Here is a 17,155-nt window from a genome sequence, read left to right as displayed (position 1 = left end):
AATTAATAACGTGGTTAAACGCCAAACGGGAAATCGATAGAACACCTACAGAACTTAACAGTCCCAGCGCCCCACGTCTCCCGTTAAGCAGAATGCAAGATTGGGGCCTTTCGACCCCAAAACTTACTTTTTATCGTCGTCTTTAACTTCTTCGAACTCAGCATCGACAACATCATCAGCACCCGATTGCGGTTGCTCAGCACCGCCCTCAGCTTCCGCTTGCGCAGCTTGCTCGGCATACATTTTCTGAGCCAAACCGCCCGATGCTTCAGTTAATTTCTTGGTGGCTTCTTCGATTTTCTCGACATCATCACCTTTAACTGCCTCATCAACCTCAGTCAACGCTGCTTCTATTGCCGCTTTCTCTTCTTCGGTAGCCTTATCGCCAGCTTCCTCAACTGTTTTACGAGTTGCGTTAGCCAAGCCTTCCGCCGTGTTACGTGCCGTGACTAAAGCTTCAAACTTTTTATCTGCCTCAGCATTAGCTTCTGCGTCACGAACCATTTGTTCAATTTCATCGTCGTTTAGACCACTAGACGCAGTGATGCGAATAGACTGCTCTTTGCCGGTAGCCTTGTCTTTAGCGGAAACATGCAAAATACCGTTGGCATCAATATCGAAAGTTACTTCGATTTGCGGCAAACCACGCGGTGCTGGTGGAATATCGGCCAAATCGAAACGTCCTAACGATTTGTTGGCTGCAGCTTGCTTACGCTCACCTTGAACAACATGAATCGTTACCGCTGTCTGGTTATCATCCGCTGTTGAGAATACCTGTGATTTCTTTGTAGGAATCGTGGTGTTTTTCTCAATCAAAGGTGTGGCAACGCCACCCATGGTCTCAATACCCAAGCTCAGTGGTGTTACATCAAGCAATAAAACGTCTTTTACTTCACCAGACAGTACCGCGCCCTGCAAAGCTGCACCCATCGCAACCGCTTCATCTGGGTTAACGTCACGACGCGCTTCTTTACCAAAGAACTCAGTCACCTTAGTTTGCACCAAAGGCATACGAGTCTGACCACCCACCAAAATTACTTCGTCAACCTCAGAAGCAGAAAGGCCAGCATCTTTTAATGCCACCTTCATAGGCTCTAAAGAGCGTGCAACTAGATCGCCAACCAATGACTCCAACTTGGCACGACTCAATTTCACAACCAAGTGCTTAGGACCAGTGGCATCTGCCGTGATGTAGGGCAGGTTAATTTCGGTCTGCTGACTAGAAGACAATTCAATCTTGGCTTTTTCAGCAGCTTCTTTTAAACGCTGCACAGCCAAAGAGTCACCCTTCAGGTCGATACTGTTTTCTTTCTTAAATTCTTCTGCCAAGTAATCAATCAGGCGCATGTCAAAATCTTCACCGCCCAAAAAGGTATCGCCGTTTGTAGACAACACTTCAAACTGGTGCTCACCATCAACTTCGGCAATCTCAATAATCGAGATATCAAAAGTACCACCACCAAGATCATATACTGCAACCGTGCGGTCACCTTTTGCTTTATCCATGCCGTAAGCCAATGCCGCTGCGGTTGGCTCATTGATAATCCGCTTCACATCCAAACCAGCTATGCGTCCCGCATCCTTTGTGGCCTGACGCTGAGAGTCATTAAAATAGGCAGGGACAGTAATAACTGCTTCAGTGATTTTCTCACCAAGGTAGTCTTCTGCCGTCTTCTTCATTTTCTTAAGAACTTCTGCAGAAATTTGTGGCGGCGCCAACTTCTCGCCTTTCACTTCTACCCAAGCATCGCCATTATCTGCCTTGCAGATACCGTAGGGCACCATGTTGATGTCTTTTTGCACAACATCATCTTCAAAGCGGCGACCGATTAAACGCTTCACTGCATAAAGCGTGTTATGCGGATTAGTAACCGCTTGGCGCTTAGCACTTTGGCCAACTAAAATTTCTTTGTCTTCTGTATAAGCGACAATAGAAGGTGTTGTACGCGCACCTTCTGAATTCTCGATTACCTTAACCTTGTCGCCGTCCATTACAGCAACACAAGAGTTAGTGGTACCCAAGTCTATACCAATAATTTTACCCATGATGATTCTCCACTTAACTAACTGTCGCCACATCTGGCGAAATGCTTTGTCTTGTTAACTAATATTGGCCCTTATCCACACATTTCAAGGGGACATAGCCTGTTTTTACTAAATTTACTTAGGGCGCTTTAGCAATCACGACCATCGCTGCACGCAGCAAGCGGCCATTCAAGGTGTACCCCTTCTGCATCACATCCATCACAGAGTTAGGCTCCACGTCCGGGTTAGGGACCATTGCCATCGCTTCGTGATACTCGGGATCAAAGGGCTCGCCAACAGGGTTCAACTGCTCAACATTGTGACGCGCCAACGCATCTACCAATGTTTTTCGAGTCAGCTCTACACCCTCTAAAATAGGTTTTAAGGCTTCATCTTCAACATCTGCAGAGGCCAATGCACGATCCAAGTTATCGACAACCGGCAGCATATCTCCAGCAAACTTCTCGAGCGCAAACTTACGTGCATTCTCGGCATCTTTTTCAGCGCGACGCCGAATATTCTGCGCCTCAGCTACCGCCCGTAACGACTGCTCCTGCGCATCAACAACCGCCTGTTTGGCCGCTTCAAGCTGCTCTTCCAAGCTTGGCCCCAGCTCGCCACTCAATTCAACGTCCTCTTGCTGCTCGTCAGGCTGAATATCTTCATCCTGCATTGCTGCTTTATCTTGTTCCTCTGTCACGTACCCAATCTCCGTCACATCCAATAGGTCTTGCGGACATTTTCCGCGTTGTCGCGTATATGGGGCTTAGCGCAAGTAATTCAAGGCAATTTCCAATATTTTTACATCAAGCGATTGACGGCTGCATCGAGCAGCAGTACTTTACTGTATATACATACAGACAACTTGTACGACAGCGAGCGACCATCATGCTGAGCAACCTCAATATCAGTAATTACGCCATTACCGAGCACCTCGACATTGAGCTCAAGGCTGGAATGACCGTACTAACCGGTGAAACCGGCGCGGGTAAATCCATTATGCTAGATGCGCTTGGCCTGGCACTGGGCGACCGAGCCGATAGCAATATTGTCCGCAATGGAAGTGATCGTGCAGATATTCATGCCCTATTTGACATCAGCGACATTCCAGCCGCCCACAAATGGCTAGAAGAACGTGATTTAGATGACAGTAATGAGTGTATGCTTAGGCGGGTGATTACCGCCGACGGTCGCTCACGCGCCTACATCAACGGTCAGCCCGCAACATTGCAAGACATTCGCGGACTCGGCAGCCTGCTCATCGACATTCACAGTCAGCACGCTCACCAATCACTACTCAAAAAATCTTACCAACGCGAGTTATTAGACGCTTACGCAGGCACCACGGAGCTAGCAAAGCAAGTCAATGAACACTGCCAACACTACCAGCGCAGTACCAAAACCCTCGCCGAACTAGAAGCAAATTTAGCCGAGCAAAACGCACAAGAACAACTCTTGCGCTACCAGCTTGAAGAGCTGCATCGCCTTGACCTAAAACCCGGTGAGGTCGACGAACTAGAAAATCTGCAAAAACAATTAGCCAATGCCGAGCAAATTCTTACCGCCAACCATCACAGCCTTAATCTCTGCCGCGAGGGCGAAGTTAACGCCATGGGCATTATTCACCAAGCCCTGTCTTCACTACAAAGCAGCCAGCACCAAAGTAACTCTCAGAATAACGCGGCCCAACTTTTAGAGAGCGCGCGAATTCAAATTGAAGAAGCCGCGAGCGAACTACAACGCGTCATTGATGACACCGAACTCGACCCAGAGCGCCTAACGGAAGTCGAAACACGACTTGACGCCATCTACCAAACTGCACGCAAACACCGAATCCAGGCTGATGACCTTCCGGACCTCCAAAACACCCTAGAACAGCAGCTCGAAGCTTTAAATGCTAGCGATGAAAAAATAGAGCAGCTGAGCAAAGAACAGGACCAAGCCCTTAAAGCATACTTAACGACATCCACCTCGCTGAGCAAAAAGCGTGAGAAAGCAGCCAAACTGATGAAACAAGGCATAGAAAAGCAGCTGCAGGCACTGGCCATGAAACACTGCGAAATTGAATTTGCCATGCACCCATTAAGTCACGATGAGCCCCACAGTCACGGCCAAGAAGATATCGAAATATTAATCAGTACCAATCCTACAACAGCAAAAGGCCCGCTGAGCAAAATTGCATCCGGCGGCGAATTGTCACGTATCAGCCTTGCCATTCAGGTCATTACCGCGCAAGTAGCCGCCATTCCAACGGTGGTATTTGACGAGATTGACGTCGGCATCGGCGGTGCTACCGCTGAAATTGTTGGCCAATTACTCAATGCACTAGGTAAACGCAGCCAAGTACTCTGTGTCACACATCAGCCGCAAGTAGCAAGCCAAGGCGACCACCACATCAAAGTCCAAAAAGTCGGCAGCAAAGCCAAGCTAACAACCAGCCTAGAACCACTAGAGGAAAATCAAAAAATCGAAGAAATTGCACGAATGCTAGGCGGCATAGCTATTACCGAAAATACCCTGGCCCACGCCAAAGAAATGCTGGGCACTCAACACTAAAGACTTACAACAGCCCAGATACAACAAAGGCGGCCTAAGCCGCCTCCAATAGAGCCAAGCTGTCATTAACTCTTTTTAGGACGCACGTACAACACCAAGCTGTGATCCACTAATTCATAACCACGCTCTTCAACCAGCTGATGCTGACGAGACTCGATCACCTCGTCGAAAAACTCGATAACGTCACCCGTCTCCATACATACAATATGGTCGTGATGATCACCCTTCTCTAATTCAAACACCGAATGACCCGTTTCAAAATTATGCCGCGTCACCAAGCCCGCCGCCTCAAACTGAGTTAAGACACGGTACACAGTCGCCAATCCGACGTCTTCACCAGACTCCATCAATGCACGATAGACATCTTCAGCGCTAAAATGCTGATTATCGCTCTCAGCCTGCTCCAGTAGCTGTAAAATCTTTACTCTGGGTAAAGTAACTTTGAGTCCCGCTTTACGAAGCTCTTGATTTTCTATAGACATATGCCCTGGACCTTAGCGTTGAGATTGGGTTTGCGCTATTATCCCACGCCTCTATAAGCGATTGGAACCCTTAGCATGTATAGACAACTTGCCACAGCCTGCCTGCTCGTATCCTTGGCCGCCTGCAGCTCTCTGGAATTTCCTGGTGTATACCGACTTCCCATTGACCAGGGCAACATTATCACCCAAGAAATGGTAGACCAATTAAAGATCGGTATGACCCGCAGCCAGGTTGAATACGTCATGGGCACACCACTGGTGCGCGACACATTCAGCCCAAACCGCTGGGATTACATTTATACCCTAAATGACCCCAATAATGAAAAGAAAGAGCACCACCAACTCACCGTCATCTTTAAAGATGACTTGCTTAGTGAATTCACCACTGACATCAAGCCAAGCGCTGCAGCGACCACCGACGTCGAAACTGAAATCACCTCCGACAGCGAGTAGTTACTGAGCCTCTTTGCGAGCCTTTACTTTGGCGGCTCGCTGCTTGCGGACTTCTTTGGGGTCCGCAATGAGAGGACGGTATATTTCAACGCGCTCACCGCTTTTCAAGGGTTGGGAATCCGGCGCGCCTACAGACTTACCAAAAACACCTAAATCCGCTGTGGCCAGATCCAAACCAGCAAATTGCTTATCAAGACCAGACTGTAAAGCCGCCTCACGTACCGTACACCCTTCTGGAACTTCTAAGGCAACAATTCGCTGCCTATCTGGTAGGGCGTAGGCCACCTCTACATGAATAGTACTATTTTTATTTTCCATATTGTTCATTCGCTCTTTTCACAAGGGCATCAACCAAATTATTTGCCACTGCATTAAATAACTGGCGCGTGGCCGCGCCAACCAAGCTATTTGTCAGCACAAATTGTAAATGCAAACTCACTTTACATGCATCTGCACCTAGCGGTAATAACGTCCACTCGCCACTCAAATTTTCAAATGGCCCTTCTAGCAAGGTCAGCTTCACGCTGCGATCAGGCGTTAATGTATTGCGTGTAACAAAACTTAACCGGATACCCGCGCGCGACAAATCCAAACGCGCATCCATTGCATCATCGCTTCGCGCCAACACCTCGGCACCGACACAACCGTCCATATACTGCGGATAAGCCTCAATATCATTTATCAGCCGATAAATAACCTCCGCAGGATATGGCAATAAAGCACTGCGTCGAATTTCATTCATAAGGAAGCCCTGAATCATTTGCACACATAAGCAAAATTTACTCAGTGAGCCGCAAATATAAACCAATAACCAACACTGCTAACACAGCAGGCGGCGCAATATACCGCAACAAGGCCTGCCAAAGCCAAAAAAACACCCTCTCCAACCAGCCATCGCGCACACCGTACACCAGCCTTGGCACCCGCCAGCCGGCAAACAAAACAAAACACCACGTACAAAGCGGCAAAATAATATTTGCCGCTGCAATATCTAGCCACTCCATTAAGCTTCGCGATAACCATCGCATTTCCGACTCTGCCGACATTGATAGCATCGCTAGATCGCTTACTATAAACACCAAGCTGCCGACCAATATCGCCGCCAACCAACGAAACACTCCCCAGCGCTCAACCAAATACGCAACCACGGGTTCCATCAGCGCAACCACCGTGGTCAGCGACAAGATAAACAGCAGCAAATAAAAAGCAGTACCGGCAATATCACCAAACACCAAATTCCCAAAAGAAAATGGTAGGCTAATAAACAACAAGGCAGGACCAGACCCCGGCACAATATGCTGATCAAACACAAGCGCCAAAATAGCCACGCCCGCCACAACCAGCACCACCACATCAAACACCGCCAATGCGATTAACTGACGCGCCACCGAGCGACCTGAGGGAAAGTAAGCACCGTAAGCCATCAATGCAGCAGTACCTATACACAAGGTATAAAAAGCATGCTGCAATGCAGAAAACACACTTCGCAAGGTTAAATCTTCAACACGCAAATCAAACATCCAGTGCAGCGCAGATTGAAAATCACCCAAAGCATAACCGTAATAAAGCAAGCCCAGTAACACCAACAGCAATATCGGCAATATCACCCTGAGCACAGCCGCCATGCCACGCACCACATTTAAAGCGGATAAAACAATCGCCATCAACAAAAATACTTGCTGCCAAAATCGCATCTCTTCAGGCGAGGCCAAAAGAGCCTGAAACTCTGCCGCAACCAAATCCAAACTAGCGGCATCCATCAGCCCAGAAGCCATTTTGACCACATAAGCCAGTAACCAGCCGGAAACCATTGAATAATTGACCGCTAATAACAAGGCACCTATACAAGCCAGCTGAGCGACCAGCGACCAATGTTTACTTGCCTTTGCGTAGTGTGCGACCTGATCCATGGCATGAACTGGGTTCCCGCGAGCGCGCACAGCAATACGCACCTCAGCCACCGCAATTGGCAACATCACAAAGAATAAGCAGGCGATGTACACAATAAGGTATGCACCCCCACCATTCTCGCCAAGCTCCTGTGGTGTCCTCCAGAAATTGCCTAAACTGACCACCAAGCCAGTAGCCGCCGCCAGAAACGTCCACCGACTGGCCCAGATACCTTGTATTTTTCGTTTTTTTAAAGCCATATGCCGTCGGTAACATCAATTTTTGCAAAGCAGCGGTCTTTTTACCTGACCCCAATAGGTTTTGCCAGCAACTCCCTCTATAATCGCCACCATGAGCAAAAAGAAACCTAAAAACACCAGCAGTACCATCGCCCAAAACAAAAAGGCGCGCCATGACTACAGCCTCACGGATAAGTTTGAAGCCGGTTTAGTGCTTCACGGCTGGGAGGTCAAAAGTCTGCGCCAGGGTAAAATCCAAATTACCGACACTTACGTCTTTCTTAAAGACGGTGAGGCGTTTTTACTCGGCTGTAACATCACCCCATTACTGAGTGCATCCACCCACTTTGTCACAGACCCAACCCGCACACGTAAACTCTTGCTACATGCAAAAGAACTGAGCAAACTGCAAGAGGCCGTTCAACAAAAAGGCTACACCTGTGTGTGCACTGCCCTGTATTGGAAAAAACACTTAGTAAAAGCTGAAATATGCCTAGCCAAAGGTAAGCAGGATCACGATAAACGTGAAACTGAGAAGAACCGAGACTGGGAACGACAGAAAATGCGCATTGTGCGCGACCATAACTAACACGAGCCACCCACGCCCGCTAATGAAAACGCTTTATTTGCTCCGCCACGCAAAATCCGACTGGGACGACGACGAGATTTCTGACGCCGACCGCCCTATTTCCAAGCGTGGCAAAAAGGACTGCCAGCTCATCGCCAACGAGCTACAGCGTAGTGAACATCACTTTAGTCACGTTTATTGCAGCCCCGCACGTCGCGCCCAAGACACCCTCAAGCGCTTTCAAGCATGCGCCAATGTATTTGACAGTGCCGAGATTGTTCACGAAAGTGCCATTTATACTTTTGAAGCAGAAGAACTACAGTCCTGGCTAAAAGAACTGCCGCAGTCGATAGAGCGCGCCCTACTTATTGGTCACAACCCCGCGCTTGCCGATCTCGCCAATTACTTATACGACGGTAAAATTGGCCATATAGGCACCTGCACCTTCATTGAACTAGAAATCAATATTGAATACTGGGACCAACTCAGAGCCGATAGCGCAAAGCTCTCAGGAATTATCCGCCCCAAACAATTCCGCTAAATCGCACTCGCCACAAAGGACACTAACCCGTAATGACTGCGCACCCGGCCTTAAAAGATATCAGTATTGTTAACGACATCCTCATTTTAAAGAAAAAGCACAAACTGATTCGCCGAATGCAAAGAGCATTACCAGGGCCAGAAATACACGGCTACCAAGTCTGGGGATCCTCGTTCTTGATCATGGACTACCTACTCGAAAACCCACCCAAGAAAAAGGCTAAAATGACCGAGATTGGCTGTGGCTGGGGCATATTGGGTATTTCATGCGCACAGCACTTTAAGGCGAAAGTGACCGCCGTTGATGCCGATGAGCATGTTTTCCCCTACCTGGAAGCCCACGCACTGCTTAACGATGTCAAAATAAGCAATCGCACAGCACGCTACGAACACCTAAAGCCAGCTGACCTAAAAGGTCACAGCCATATGCTGGGTGGCGACATTTGCTTTTGGGACAATCTAGTCAAACCACTGTATTCCGCCATAGAGGCAGCGTTAGACGCGGGCGTAGGCACCATCATTATCGCCGACCCTGGCCGCTCACCATTCCACAAACTAGCAAAACGCTGCCAAAAGGCATTTAACGCAGAATTACTAACGCGTGAAATCAGCAGCCCAAAAAAACTCAGCGGCGAGCTGCTGATCATACGCCAATAGACAAACCGCCTATTTCTTGGCTTTAGATTTACCGGGCTTTGCCTTCGCTTTTACCCTAGAGCGGTAATCTAACTTAGCCATTCTGGGTAACTTACCAGTACTCAAGAATTTATGCGTAAGCAGTTGTGAGCGAATTTTTGCAGAGCTCTTCTTTCTGGGTTTAAACGCATTACTTTGTGACGCATCTAAAATGCGTGCTTTCACATTATCAGCCCACTGCAAATCCAGAATCGACTGCAATGTTTGCTGCAAAGGCTCGCTGTAAACCGGACAGGTCACCTCCACCCGAAAATCTATATTCCGCGTCATTAAATCCGCAGAAGAAATAAAATAACGCGGCTTCCCAGCATTACGAAACACATAAACACGAGGGTGCTCTAAAAACCCATCAACAATACTAATGGCTTCAATATTTTCACTTAAGCCTTTAACACCCGGCACCAAGGAGCACATACCTCGCACAATCAAACGAACCGGAACCCCAACTGAACTCGCTTCATACAACTTATCAATTAGCTCACGGTCAACTAAATTATTGCACTTTAAAGTAATACCGCATTCAAGGCCCTTTTTCCCGTTGCGAATTTCACCTTCAACTAATTCCAGAATTCGATCCCGGCTATTCAAAGGTGACACCGCAAGATGTTTAAACTCATGGCGCTTGTAGTTATACGCAATAAAGTCAAAAACTTTTGCTACCTCGTCACCCAGCGCTTGATCATAAGTAAGCAGGCTAAAGTCGGTATAAATAGTCGCGGTTTTTTCATTAAAATTCCCAGTGCCAATATGAGAATAATACTTCTGAACATTACCCTCTTGACGCACAATAGAAATCAATTTGCTGTGAACTTTCAAACCCGGGACGCCCAAAATAACGTTTACACCGCCATCTGTAAGCCGCTGAGACAAGGCAATATTGGCCTCTTCATCAAAACGCGCCTGCAACTCAACCACTACCGTCACTTCTTTGTGATTGGCTACCGCATTCAATAAGGCATCAACCACGTGAGAATTTGAAGCCACACGATACAAGCTCGCCTTAATACTTTTTACTTGCGGATCAATTGCCGCCGTCTTAAGCAAATCAGTGAGGTAATTAAAACTGTGGTAAGGGTAATGTAGCAAAATATCCTGCTCTCGCAAACAGCTTAAAATATTCTCAGCATTATCAATAACCGGCACAGGCACGGCCGGCAAGCGCTTATTATCGAGATACGCAGGCCCTAAGTTGGGGAAGCGCATAAAATCTTTTGAGTTATGGTAGCGCCCACCAGGAATCATCGAATCCAAACGCCCCAAGCCCAAACGCTTAGTCAAATATTCCAGCAAATCATTAGGCATTGCGCTGTCGTAAACAAAACGAACCGGATCGCCTTTTTTACGACGCTTCAAACTTTGCGTCATTTTCTCTACAAACGTATGCGTAACTTCTTCACCCAACTCCAAGTCAGCATCACGAGTAAGCTTTATTGTAAAAGCGGCCGTTTCATCCATGGGAAAAATCCCACGAAAAACATCGGGTAAACAAACCCTGATCATATTCTCTAACGCTATTAATACTTTTCCACGGCGCCCTTTTCGGCCGGGGATACGAATAAACCGCTCGAGACGCGTAGTAGGAATTTCAAGTAACGCAAAACGCGTACTCTGTTCGCTACTCAACTTAATCGCTAAATATATTGACGCATCGTTAAGCTCTGGAATGGGGTTGGCATCATCCAGAATAATCGGCACTAACTCTTGCTGAATATGGGAATGGAAATAACGCCGCACAAAATCTGTTTGGGTAGTATCAAGCTGCTGCTCATTAACCAAATAAATTTTACGGCGTCGCAGCTCTTTTAAATTCTCGCGATACATCGCGTCAAAGCGATGCTGCAACTTCATTACCGATTGCCGAATTTCTTCCAGTAATACCTTATACTCTTCCTGCTTTGAGGGAGAAGAAAATGCCGCCAAACGCCGCACATCTGCAACCCGAACGCGGAAAAATTCATCTAAGTTATTAGAAAAAATCCCCAGATATCGAATGCGCTGAATGACTGGCACATCTGGATCAGCAGCCTCCTGCAACACTCTCTCATTAAACGAAAGCCAACTCAGCTCTTTTGCAATCCAGGTTGCCCCTTCGCTCTGCCCGATCATTACTCATCCTTTATATAAAATAACGCAACCAAAACAACCTACCAGTCTAATAAAAATATATGTCATTAATATGACTTATATAAGCAGTCGATTTTGCCTTGCTCAGCCGATACACTAAACCCTCACCAAGGAATTATTATTACAATGGCTCTAAATAACGACTCGTACGCTGCCCTCGACTTGGGATCCAACAGCTTTCATTTGCTCATCGCTCGTTTCCACGAAGACAAGCTCCGAGTTATCGATCGACACAAAGACATGGTTAGGCTTGCCGCAGGTTTAGATAATGATGGCCGGCTTAGCGACGATGCGCAAGAGCGAGCCCTAGCGAGCCTTGCCAAAATGGCCGATCGTCTACGCAGCGTGCCTCCACGACAAATCCGCATAGTTGGCACCAACACCCTCCGCGCCGCTACCAACGCCAACGACTTCATGGCAAAAGCAGAAGCGGTACTTGGTTTACCCATCAACATTATCTCCGGCACTGAGGAAGCCCGCTTAGTCTACCTAGGCGTTGCTAACGACTTCGCACCAGAAAAACAACGTCGCCTAGTCATCGACATTGGCGGTGGCTCCACTGAACTCGTCATAGGCACCAATGCACCGCGCCAGCTCGAAAGCTTGCCCATGGGCTGTGTTAGTTTCAGCATGCGCTATTTTGCAGACGGCAACATTTGCGACAAAGCCTTTAAGAAAGCCGTCAACGCCGCCAGACAAATGCTTAGCCCCTACGTCGAACCCTTTCGAGCCCAATGGGACGAAGCCGTTGGCTCCTCCGGCACGATTCGCAGTATCGGCAAAATATTAGCAGAACAACAACTCAGCGAAGCTGGCTATATCTCAGCCGATGGCCTGGAAAAATTAAAAAACCAAGTCTTAGCCATCGAAAACAATCAAAATCTAAACATTCCTGGCCTCAGCGACGATCGCAAAGAAGTCTTTATCGGCGGCCTTGCCGTGCTCTACGCCATATTTCAAGAGCTAGATATGCAAGGCCTACACGTCTCCGCCTATGCGATTCGCGAAGGCATTGTTCACGACCTAGCCGGCCGCCTACACCACCGCGACAAACGCGAAGACACCATAAAGCAATTAATAATTCAGTACGGCATCGACAGCGCACAAGGCGACCACGTTGCCGAATTATGTACTCGACTCCTGCCTGCGGTTTCCGCCCACTTAAATACCCCAGAATCAGAAGCCGAGGCGCTATTACGCTGGGCAGCCCAACTTCACGAACTTGGCCTTGCCATCGCCCACGGCGGCTATCACAAACACGGCGCCTATATTCTCGGCAATGCAGACATGCCCGGCTTCTCTCGCCAAGAACAAGCCCGCCTTAGCTTTCTGGTCGCCAATCATCGCCGCAAACCTAAGCAACCCAGCACGGTAACCTATGGCGTCACCGCCGACTGGCCACTGGTCTGCGTACTTCGCCTATCATGCATCCTTTATCGCCGCCGCCAACCCAAAGCCCTTCCAGAAAGCATCACCCTGGAAAACCCAAGCGCCGACGAACTCATACTATCAATCCCTGAAGACTGGCTCAGCATCAACCCACTCATTACCGCTGACTTAGAAGATGAAGCCGAGCTACTTAAAAAATCACTCGGCATCAAACTCCGCCTAGAAAGCAAAAGCGGATGAAGCCATAAACTAACTGGCCGCAGCCGATACAAAGCGTTACAATGTCCGGCCTGGGGCCGATTTGGATTCGACGCCGGTTACAACGCTCTGAGGTGCATGCCGTGATGACAGCCAATCACGTAAATCCAAAGCTGTAAACCTAATAGTTGCCAACGACGACAACTACGCTCTAGCCGCTTAAACCCCGGTTAGCGGTCGCTACCAGATGCTTGTAAATGGGACGCGACTGTCATATAGAACAAGCTAGCGAGTAAGGTATGTCTGAGACCGAGCCGCGAAACACCTTATCAGAATCGCCAATAACGTCCTGACCGTCGGGCTGTTTGCGGCTAAATTAATTGACGGAGACCAAGCATGTGAAGAGCCCTGAGTGGCGGACTGACGGACGCGGGTTCAATTCCCGCCGGCTCCACCAAAATTTTTTATATTTTTCAGCAACTTAGAGAGGTTTAAAATAGCAGGCGTCCACAAATCGTCCACATTACTTGAAGATACCACGCAGTAATATTGACAGGACGAGCGCGACGATAAGCCAGAATATTAATGACCGGATTGGATCGGTGGCCGCTGGCTCACCAATGGTATAGAGGGTTTCGCCGCGACGGTTAACAATGACAAGTCCGCTTTTGACGCCTAGGCGCTCCAGCAGGCTTGGCGGTGCATTTTCATCACTGCCGGTATAGACAGGTATGAATGGCCCCAGATTGGTTTTAGCGAATACGCGAACGTCACCGCCGGTCAGTGAATTAAGTAGGTACTGGCTGACGCTCATTTGCGTTTAGACGCTGTCCGCTTGCCACCTTTGCGGCCTGCTTTTTTGGCCGCTGGACTGCCCTTGATAAAACGCCCCTTACTGTTTCTGCCTTTCATTTTAGTTACCCAGTTTGATTTCTACTTGACGAATTCGATCACTGTGATTATTCAAGCGATCACCTTTTTTATTTAGATCATCCTTGATCCACTTTAGCTCTACGCGCATTGCCGCAAAGCTCCCCACAAAGCTAAAAACGGCCATGATTGCACCATACAGCAGGGTTTCAGCTAGTCCCACACTTTCACCTTTACCCACGCTACGAGCAAACCGGCCACCACGGCTGCGATAACTTGAATCAGCAGTGTTTGCCAGTTGATATTCACGCGCACCCCACCAGCGCACACACAAGCTCTACCGCAGCCGGTGCGAGCGCGATACTACCGCCACCCAACGAAATGCCCAGAATTACCAAACCACCCACTACGCGGCGATTTTTTAGCCGCTCATACCATTTCTGTTTATCGGTCATGCTAATGCCAACCCTTTGTTGATAGTGTCAATGCTTAGCGATGGATGCACCGCCCAAGCCACCCCGTTTTCATGTATCGCCATGGCGCGGAATAGCGCCGGTAAATCTGAATCACTGATCACACGATCATGTGCAAAGCCGGTACGGTTCGACACCGACGATATATAAGCAAAGGTCAGATTTTCAGACGATGGCGCAAACGTGGAAATTATCGCGGCCAAGGTTTTCACACCGCGCCGACGATAACTATCAATCACGCGCTTAGCTGCTCGGTACCCGTACTCGGGAGAAATGAACTCTTCAAAAGTGGCATCTGGATCAGTGTCTAATTCACCCACCCAGAAATCGCCGCCATCTTTCGGCTCTTTAATATTTAGCGGGTTATTGTTGCGAATCCCGCGAGGCGCTGCTAATGACATGATTGAATCCACCACTTTATCTATTACGTTATTTTCACCGCGAGCGGGGTTAACCTGACCGGCGATTTTAGGCGCGTTTTTTCGAGACTGAAAAACAAGAAGCCCGACCACAGACACCACAAGTCCAATAACCAGCATTACACGCCCGTTCCCCGCAATCACGACCTCCACCCACCATTTGTATCTATACAAATCCAAACAGACCCCAATCGCTCAAACGTCATACTTAACCTTTGCGATGCCAACCCAGCACCAATAGATGGCGCAGCCCTATAACTCGACCCCACAGCAAACGACACAGCACGCCCCCCCACCACATCTTGCTCTAGTATCATTCCGATCATGTCACCATCGACGAAACTTCCGACTGGCTCAAGCAGTTCCAAATCCCCCGATAAATTCATTTTATAATTTTCATCTGGCGCATAACTTGCGGCATACCCAACTACCTTTCGACACCGCTGAATTTTCCCTCTCAACAGCTCACTGGTTATAACCGTATTAAAAGTAGCATTTACCAGCGCCCCCCCAATTGCAGACTCACCAATAATGCACTTACCCACCACTCTTACAGGTCGCGTATTGCCAGACATTTTTAACTTTTCTATGCTGCTATTATTAGTCCTGAAAATCGCGGCATCAGCATTAGTTGTCTCACCGAATATATCTAGCTCTTTTAACTTAATCGCAGAATTTTCATTACTATCAACCAGCAACCCTGACGTACTAACAGCGTTTGATACTTTAATTTTTTCACCATCTAGCGATAGCGGCCAATTGCTTGCACCAAAATCCAACAACTTACCACCCGCCGTTCCCACTTTGACATTCAATCGCCCTAAAATTCGGACTCCCAATCCCGTCAATTTCACAGCCGACGAATAGCCGCCTGATCCGTTTTCACCATCCCAAGACTGCGCAGCCACTTCGACATTCCCAAACTTTGTCCCTCTTGATAACTCGCCCAACTGAACACACGCCACAGTGTAATAATCACCCACATCAAAATGACTGGCGTTAAGCCTCTGGACATCTGCATCCTCACTACCGAACGCGATTTCTATCGCCGTTCTTGTAAATTTCGACCGCTGTCTAAATACCGTTTCCCTTATACCGTTTCCAAAAACCCCGGCTTTACCTTCCGTTTCACACTCTATGACCCCACCGATAATTGCACCCGCATAGTATGCGTATCCATTATCCGACGACAATTTACCACCGATAATCGAAAAATTTTCTACGGCCTCCATTCGACCGACCCCGCCGTAGGTTGTCCTGTCGTACCCTAATCCCCTCGACATGGGAACGACCATAAACTCCCCCCCACCATCTATTGGCCTATCAACAATAATATCCAACCCGTCAACGCCGGTTACTTTTCGATGGAAAGTGAATGAAGGGATTCTCCTTGCCGGATCAGAAGACGTATTATCAGTAGTGCATACCACCACTAGATCGCCCGCCTGCGGCATATAATTTGCCGAACTCGTCCAATCCTCAGAAGTATTATTCCACCTCGGACCGATAGAGATAACCGAATCACCCTCCCCCAACACACCGGCTAAGTGTGCGGTCTCCTCTACTCCCGCAGCCCGACTAATGTCCTCCCTATTGCACTGACCTAGCAATATTCCGACATAATGAGGCGATGCAGCCGCACTATTATTTATCTCACCCCCAGAAAGCATTATCGTTACATTTGACCTTGCTTGAAGCGCAGACTGCAAACCGACAACATACTCCCCCCGTGCATCCAAAATCTCTAAACCGCCCTCAGACACATAATCCATTGCCGACTGTACATTCTCAAACGTATAGCCTCCGGCTTTCCACCAACTGAGCAACGGGAACCCACTGTATAATCTAACTAACACCTTAGTCGTGGCACTAAGATCATCAGCAACCGGAACAAAAATCGCCCCGGCAATATCTTTTGAAACCTGCTCAGAAAAATCCCCCGCAGCAACAACAAAGTCGCCTTGGTATCCGTCGCCTACTGCATTTAGCCCTAAACAATATATTTTCTGACCGACTTCCATTTTTGCAGCTTTTTGAACCATCAATGACTTGCTCGCCGCATTTTGCGATACACGACCCCGAACAATAAGCACCTCTGGACTTTGTACCGTGGCTTTTCCCACAATTACCCCTATCGCGGCACCAATGCCGCCAACTGATAAATACTTAAAAAACTGTCTACGTGTCTTCATCGCCGGCCCCTTTTCAATAGGGCCAGTATTACTAATTCTTA

Annotated in this window: 18 protein-coding genes and 1 other RNA gene; 7 read left to right on the top strand and 12 right to left on the bottom strand. The window is 48.2% G+C overall.

Annotated features, from left to right (window positions below; genetic code table 11):
• Nucleotides 1-123: 123 nt before the first annotated feature.
• Nucleotides 124-2,046, bottom strand: a complete 1,923-nt coding sequence (gene dnaK / locus AELLOGFF_RS01590) for a molecular chaperone DnaK (RefSeq protein ID WP_159267021.1) — start codon at nt 2,044-2,046, stop codon at nt 124-126.
• A 118-nt stretch (nt 2,047-2,164) separates the two neighbouring features.
• Entirely contained in the window at nt 2,165-2,725 is a 561-nt protein-coding gene (gene grpE, locus AELLOGFF_RS01585; RefSeq protein WP_159267020.1) for a nucleotide exchange factor GrpE, read from the bottom strand.
• Between the two features lie 188 nt (nt 2,726-2,913).
• On the opposite strand from grpE, the gene recN reads away from it, so the two are divergent.
• Nucleotides 2,914-4,581: a DNA repair protein RecN gene (recN, locus tag AELLOGFF_RS01580; RefSeq protein ID WP_159267019.1), complete on the top strand. Its 1,668-nt coding sequence runs from the start codon at nt 2,914-2,916 to the stop codon at nt 4,579-4,581.
• Nucleotides 4,582-4,646: 65 nt separating this feature from the next.
• Here recN and fur read toward each other — a convergent pair whose 3' ends face one another.
• A complete protein-coding gene (gene fur / locus AELLOGFF_RS01575) occupies nt 4,647-5,063 on the bottom strand; it encodes a ferric iron uptake transcriptional regulator (RefSeq protein ID WP_200842582.1) in 417 nt (138 codons plus the stop codon).
• A gap of 75 nt (nt 5,064-5,138) precedes the next feature.
• Here fur and AELLOGFF_RS01570 point away from each other — a divergent pair, with 75 nt between their 5' ends.
• On the top strand, nt 5,139-5,516 hold the full coding sequence (locus tag AELLOGFF_RS01570; protein WP_159267018.1) for an outer membrane protein assembly factor BamE: 378 nt from the start codon (nt 5,139-5,141) through the stop codon (nt 5,514-5,516).
• On the opposite strand, the gene AELLOGFF_RS01565 is transcribed toward AELLOGFF_RS01570, so the two are convergent.
• From AELLOGFF_RS01565 to AELLOGFF_RS01555, 3 genes are read right to left on the bottom strand one after another with little or no spacing between them, the layout of a single operon-like run.
• A complete protein-coding gene (locus AELLOGFF_RS01565; protein ID WP_159267017.1) occupies nt 5,517-5,834 on the bottom strand; it encodes an RnfH family protein in 318 nt (105 codons plus the stop codon). It lies immediately after the preceding gene.
• On the bottom strand, nt 5,824-6,258 hold the full coding sequence (locus AELLOGFF_RS01560) for a type II toxin-antitoxin system RatA family toxin (protein WP_159267016.1): 435 nt from the start codon (nt 6,256-6,258) through the stop codon (nt 5,824-5,826). The genes AELLOGFF_RS01565 and AELLOGFF_RS01560 overlap by 11 nt, the downstream gene beginning before the upstream one ends.
• A 37-nt stretch (nt 6,259-6,295) precedes the next feature.
• Complete coding sequence (locus AELLOGFF_RS01555) at nt 6,296-7,666, bottom strand: sodium-dependent transporter (RefSeq protein ID WP_159267015.1); 1,371 nt, start codon at nt 7,664-7,666, stop codon at nt 6,296-6,298.
• 91 nt (nt 7,667-7,757) lie between these two features.
• Between AELLOGFF_RS01555 and smpB the strand changes: the two genes are divergently transcribed.
• Genes smpB through AELLOGFF_RS01540 form a run of 3 tightly spaced genes read left to right on the top strand, consistent with a single transcriptional unit; the run spans nt 7,758 to nt 9,410 of the window.
• Nucleotides 7,758-8,234: an SsrA-binding protein SmpB gene (gene smpB, locus AELLOGFF_RS01550; RefSeq protein ID WP_159267014.1), complete on the top strand. Its 477-nt coding sequence runs from the start codon at nt 7,758-7,760 to the stop codon at nt 8,232-8,234.
• A 22-nt stretch (nt 8,235-8,256) separates the two neighbouring features.
• Complete coding sequence (locus tag AELLOGFF_RS01545; protein ID WP_159267013.1) at nt 8,257-8,754, top strand: SixA phosphatase family protein; 498 nt, start codon at nt 8,257-8,259, stop codon at nt 8,752-8,754.
• 32 nt (nt 8,755-8,786) lie between these two features.
• A complete protein-coding gene (locus AELLOGFF_RS01540; RefSeq protein WP_159267012.1) occupies nt 8,787-9,410 on the top strand; it encodes a class I SAM-dependent methyltransferase in 624 nt (207 codons plus the stop codon).
• Between the two features lie 9 nt (nt 9,411-9,419).
• Here the strand turns inward: AELLOGFF_RS01540 and ppk1 are convergent, their stop codons facing one another.
• Nucleotides 9,420-11,555 (bottom strand): polyphosphate kinase 1, encoded by a 2,136-nt coding sequence (gene ppk1 / locus AELLOGFF_RS01535; RefSeq protein ID WP_159267011.1) that lies wholly within the window; start codon nt 11,553-11,555, stop codon nt 9,420-9,422.
• A 144-nt stretch (nt 11,556-11,699) separates the two neighbouring features.
• On the opposite strand from ppk1, the gene ppx reads away from it, so the two are divergent.
• Together ppx and ssrA are read left to right on the top strand one after the other, a co-directional pair.
• On the top strand, nt 11,700-13,202 hold the full coding sequence (gene ppx, locus AELLOGFF_RS01530; RefSeq protein ID WP_159267010.1) for an exopolyphosphatase: 1,503 nt from the start codon (nt 11,700-11,702) through the stop codon (nt 13,200-13,202).
• A gap of 52 nt (nt 13,203-13,254) precedes the next feature.
• Nucleotides 13,255-13,617: a transfer-messenger RNA gene (gene ssrA, locus AELLOGFF_RS01525) on the top strand.
• A gap of 66 nt (nt 13,618-13,683) precedes the next feature.
• Here ssrA and AELLOGFF_RS01520 read toward each other — a convergent pair.
• The 5 genes from AELLOGFF_RS01520 to AELLOGFF_RS01500 all read right to left on the bottom strand — a co-directional run bounded on the left by AELLOGFF_RS01520 (nt 13,684) and on the right by AELLOGFF_RS01500 (nt 17,114).
• Entirely contained in the window at nt 13,684-13,974 is a 291-nt protein-coding gene (locus AELLOGFF_RS01520; RefSeq protein WP_159267009.1) for a hypothetical protein, read from the bottom strand.
• Nucleotides 13,975-14,073: 99 nt separating this feature from the next.
• Nucleotides 14,074-14,358, bottom strand: a complete 285-nt coding sequence (locus AELLOGFF_RS01515) for a hypothetical protein (protein ID WP_159267008.1) — start codon at nt 14,356-14,358, stop codon at nt 14,074-14,076.
• Nucleotides 14,336-14,485 carry a hypothetical protein gene (locus AELLOGFF_RS01510; RefSeq protein ID WP_159267007.1) on the bottom strand — a complete coding sequence of 50 codons (150 nt, stop codon included), beginning with the start codon at nt 14,483-14,485 and terminating at the stop codon, nt 14,336-14,338. Before AELLOGFF_RS01510 ends, AELLOGFF_RS01515 begins: the two co-directional genes overlap by 23 nt.
• Nucleotides 14,482-15,066: a hypothetical protein gene (locus AELLOGFF_RS01505; protein WP_159267006.1), complete on the bottom strand. Its 585-nt coding sequence runs from the start codon at nt 15,064-15,066 to the stop codon at nt 14,482-14,484. The genes AELLOGFF_RS01510 and AELLOGFF_RS01505 overlap by 4 nt, the downstream gene beginning before the upstream one ends.
• Nucleotides 15,063-17,114: a hypothetical protein gene (locus AELLOGFF_RS01500; protein WP_159267005.1), complete on the bottom strand. Its 2,052-nt coding sequence runs from the start codon at nt 17,112-17,114 to the stop codon at nt 15,063-15,065. The genes AELLOGFF_RS01505 and AELLOGFF_RS01500 overlap by 4 nt, the downstream gene beginning before the upstream one ends.
• Between the last annotated feature and the right edge of the window lie 41 nt (nt 17,115-17,155).

Origin of the sequence: Zhongshania aliphaticivorans, from assembly GCF_902705875.1 — a bacterium.
Taxonomy (GTDB): domain Bacteria; phylum Pseudomonadota; class Gammaproteobacteria; order Pseudomonadales; family Spongiibacteraceae; genus Spongiibacter; species Spongiibacter aliphaticivorans_A.
Note: the sequence above shows the minus strand (reverse complement) of the source record. Positions and strands in the feature narration are given on the sequence as shown.

Coding starts and splice junctions, on each gene's coding strand:
- dnaK (WP_159267021.1), bottom strand. CDS start 2,046: ATGGGTAAAATTATTGGTATAGACTTGGGTACCACTAACTCTTGTGTT.
- recN (WP_159267019.1), top strand. CDS start 2,914: ATGCTGAGCAACCTCAATATCAGTAATTACGCCATTACCGAGCACCTC.
- fur (WP_200842582.1), bottom strand. CDS start 5,063: ATGTCTATAGAAAATCAAGAGCTTCGTAAAGCGGGACTCAAAGTTACT.
- AELLOGFF_RS01570 (WP_159267018.1), top strand. CDS start 5,139: ATGTATAGACAACTTGCCACAGCCTGCCTGCTCGTATCCTTGGCCGCC.
- AELLOGFF_RS01565 (WP_159267017.1), bottom strand. CDS start 5,834: ATGGAAAATAAAAATAGTACTATTCATGTAGAGGTGGCCTACGCCCTA.
- AELLOGFF_RS01560 (WP_159267016.1), bottom strand. CDS start 6,258: ATGAATGAAATTCGACGCAGTGCTTTATTGCCATATCCTGCGGAGGTT.
- AELLOGFF_RS01555 (WP_159267015.1), bottom strand. CDS start 7,666: ATGGCTTTAAAAAAACGAAAAATACAAGGTATCTGGGCCAGTCGGTGG.
- smpB (WP_159267014.1), top strand. CDS start 7,758: ATGAGCAAAAAGAAACCTAAAAACACCAGCAGTACCATCGCCCAAAAC.
- AELLOGFF_RS01545 (WP_159267013.1), top strand. CDS start 8,257: ATGAAAACGCTTTATTTGCTCCGCCACGCAAAATCCGACTGGGACGAC.
- AELLOGFF_RS01540 (WP_159267012.1), top strand. CDS start 8,787: ATGACTGCGCACCCGGCCTTAAAAGATATCAGTATTGTTAACGACATC.
- ppk1 (WP_159267011.1), bottom strand. CDS start 11,555: ATGATCGGGCAGAGCGAAGGGGCAACCTGGATTGCAAAAGAGCTGAGT.
- ppx (WP_159267010.1), top strand. CDS start 11,700: ATGGCTCTAAATAACGACTCGTACGCTGCCCTCGACTTGGGATCCAAC.
- AELLOGFF_RS01520 (WP_159267009.1), bottom strand. CDS start 13,974: ATGAGCGTCAGCCAGTACCTACTTAATTCACTGACCGGCGGTGACGTT.
- AELLOGFF_RS01510 (WP_159267007.1), bottom strand. CDS start 14,485: ATGACCGATAAACAGAAATGGTATGAGCGGCTAAAAAATCGCCGCGTA.
- AELLOGFF_RS01500 (WP_159267005.1), bottom strand. CDS start 17,114: ATGAAGACACGTAGACAGTTTTTTAAGTATTTATCAGTTGGCGGCATT.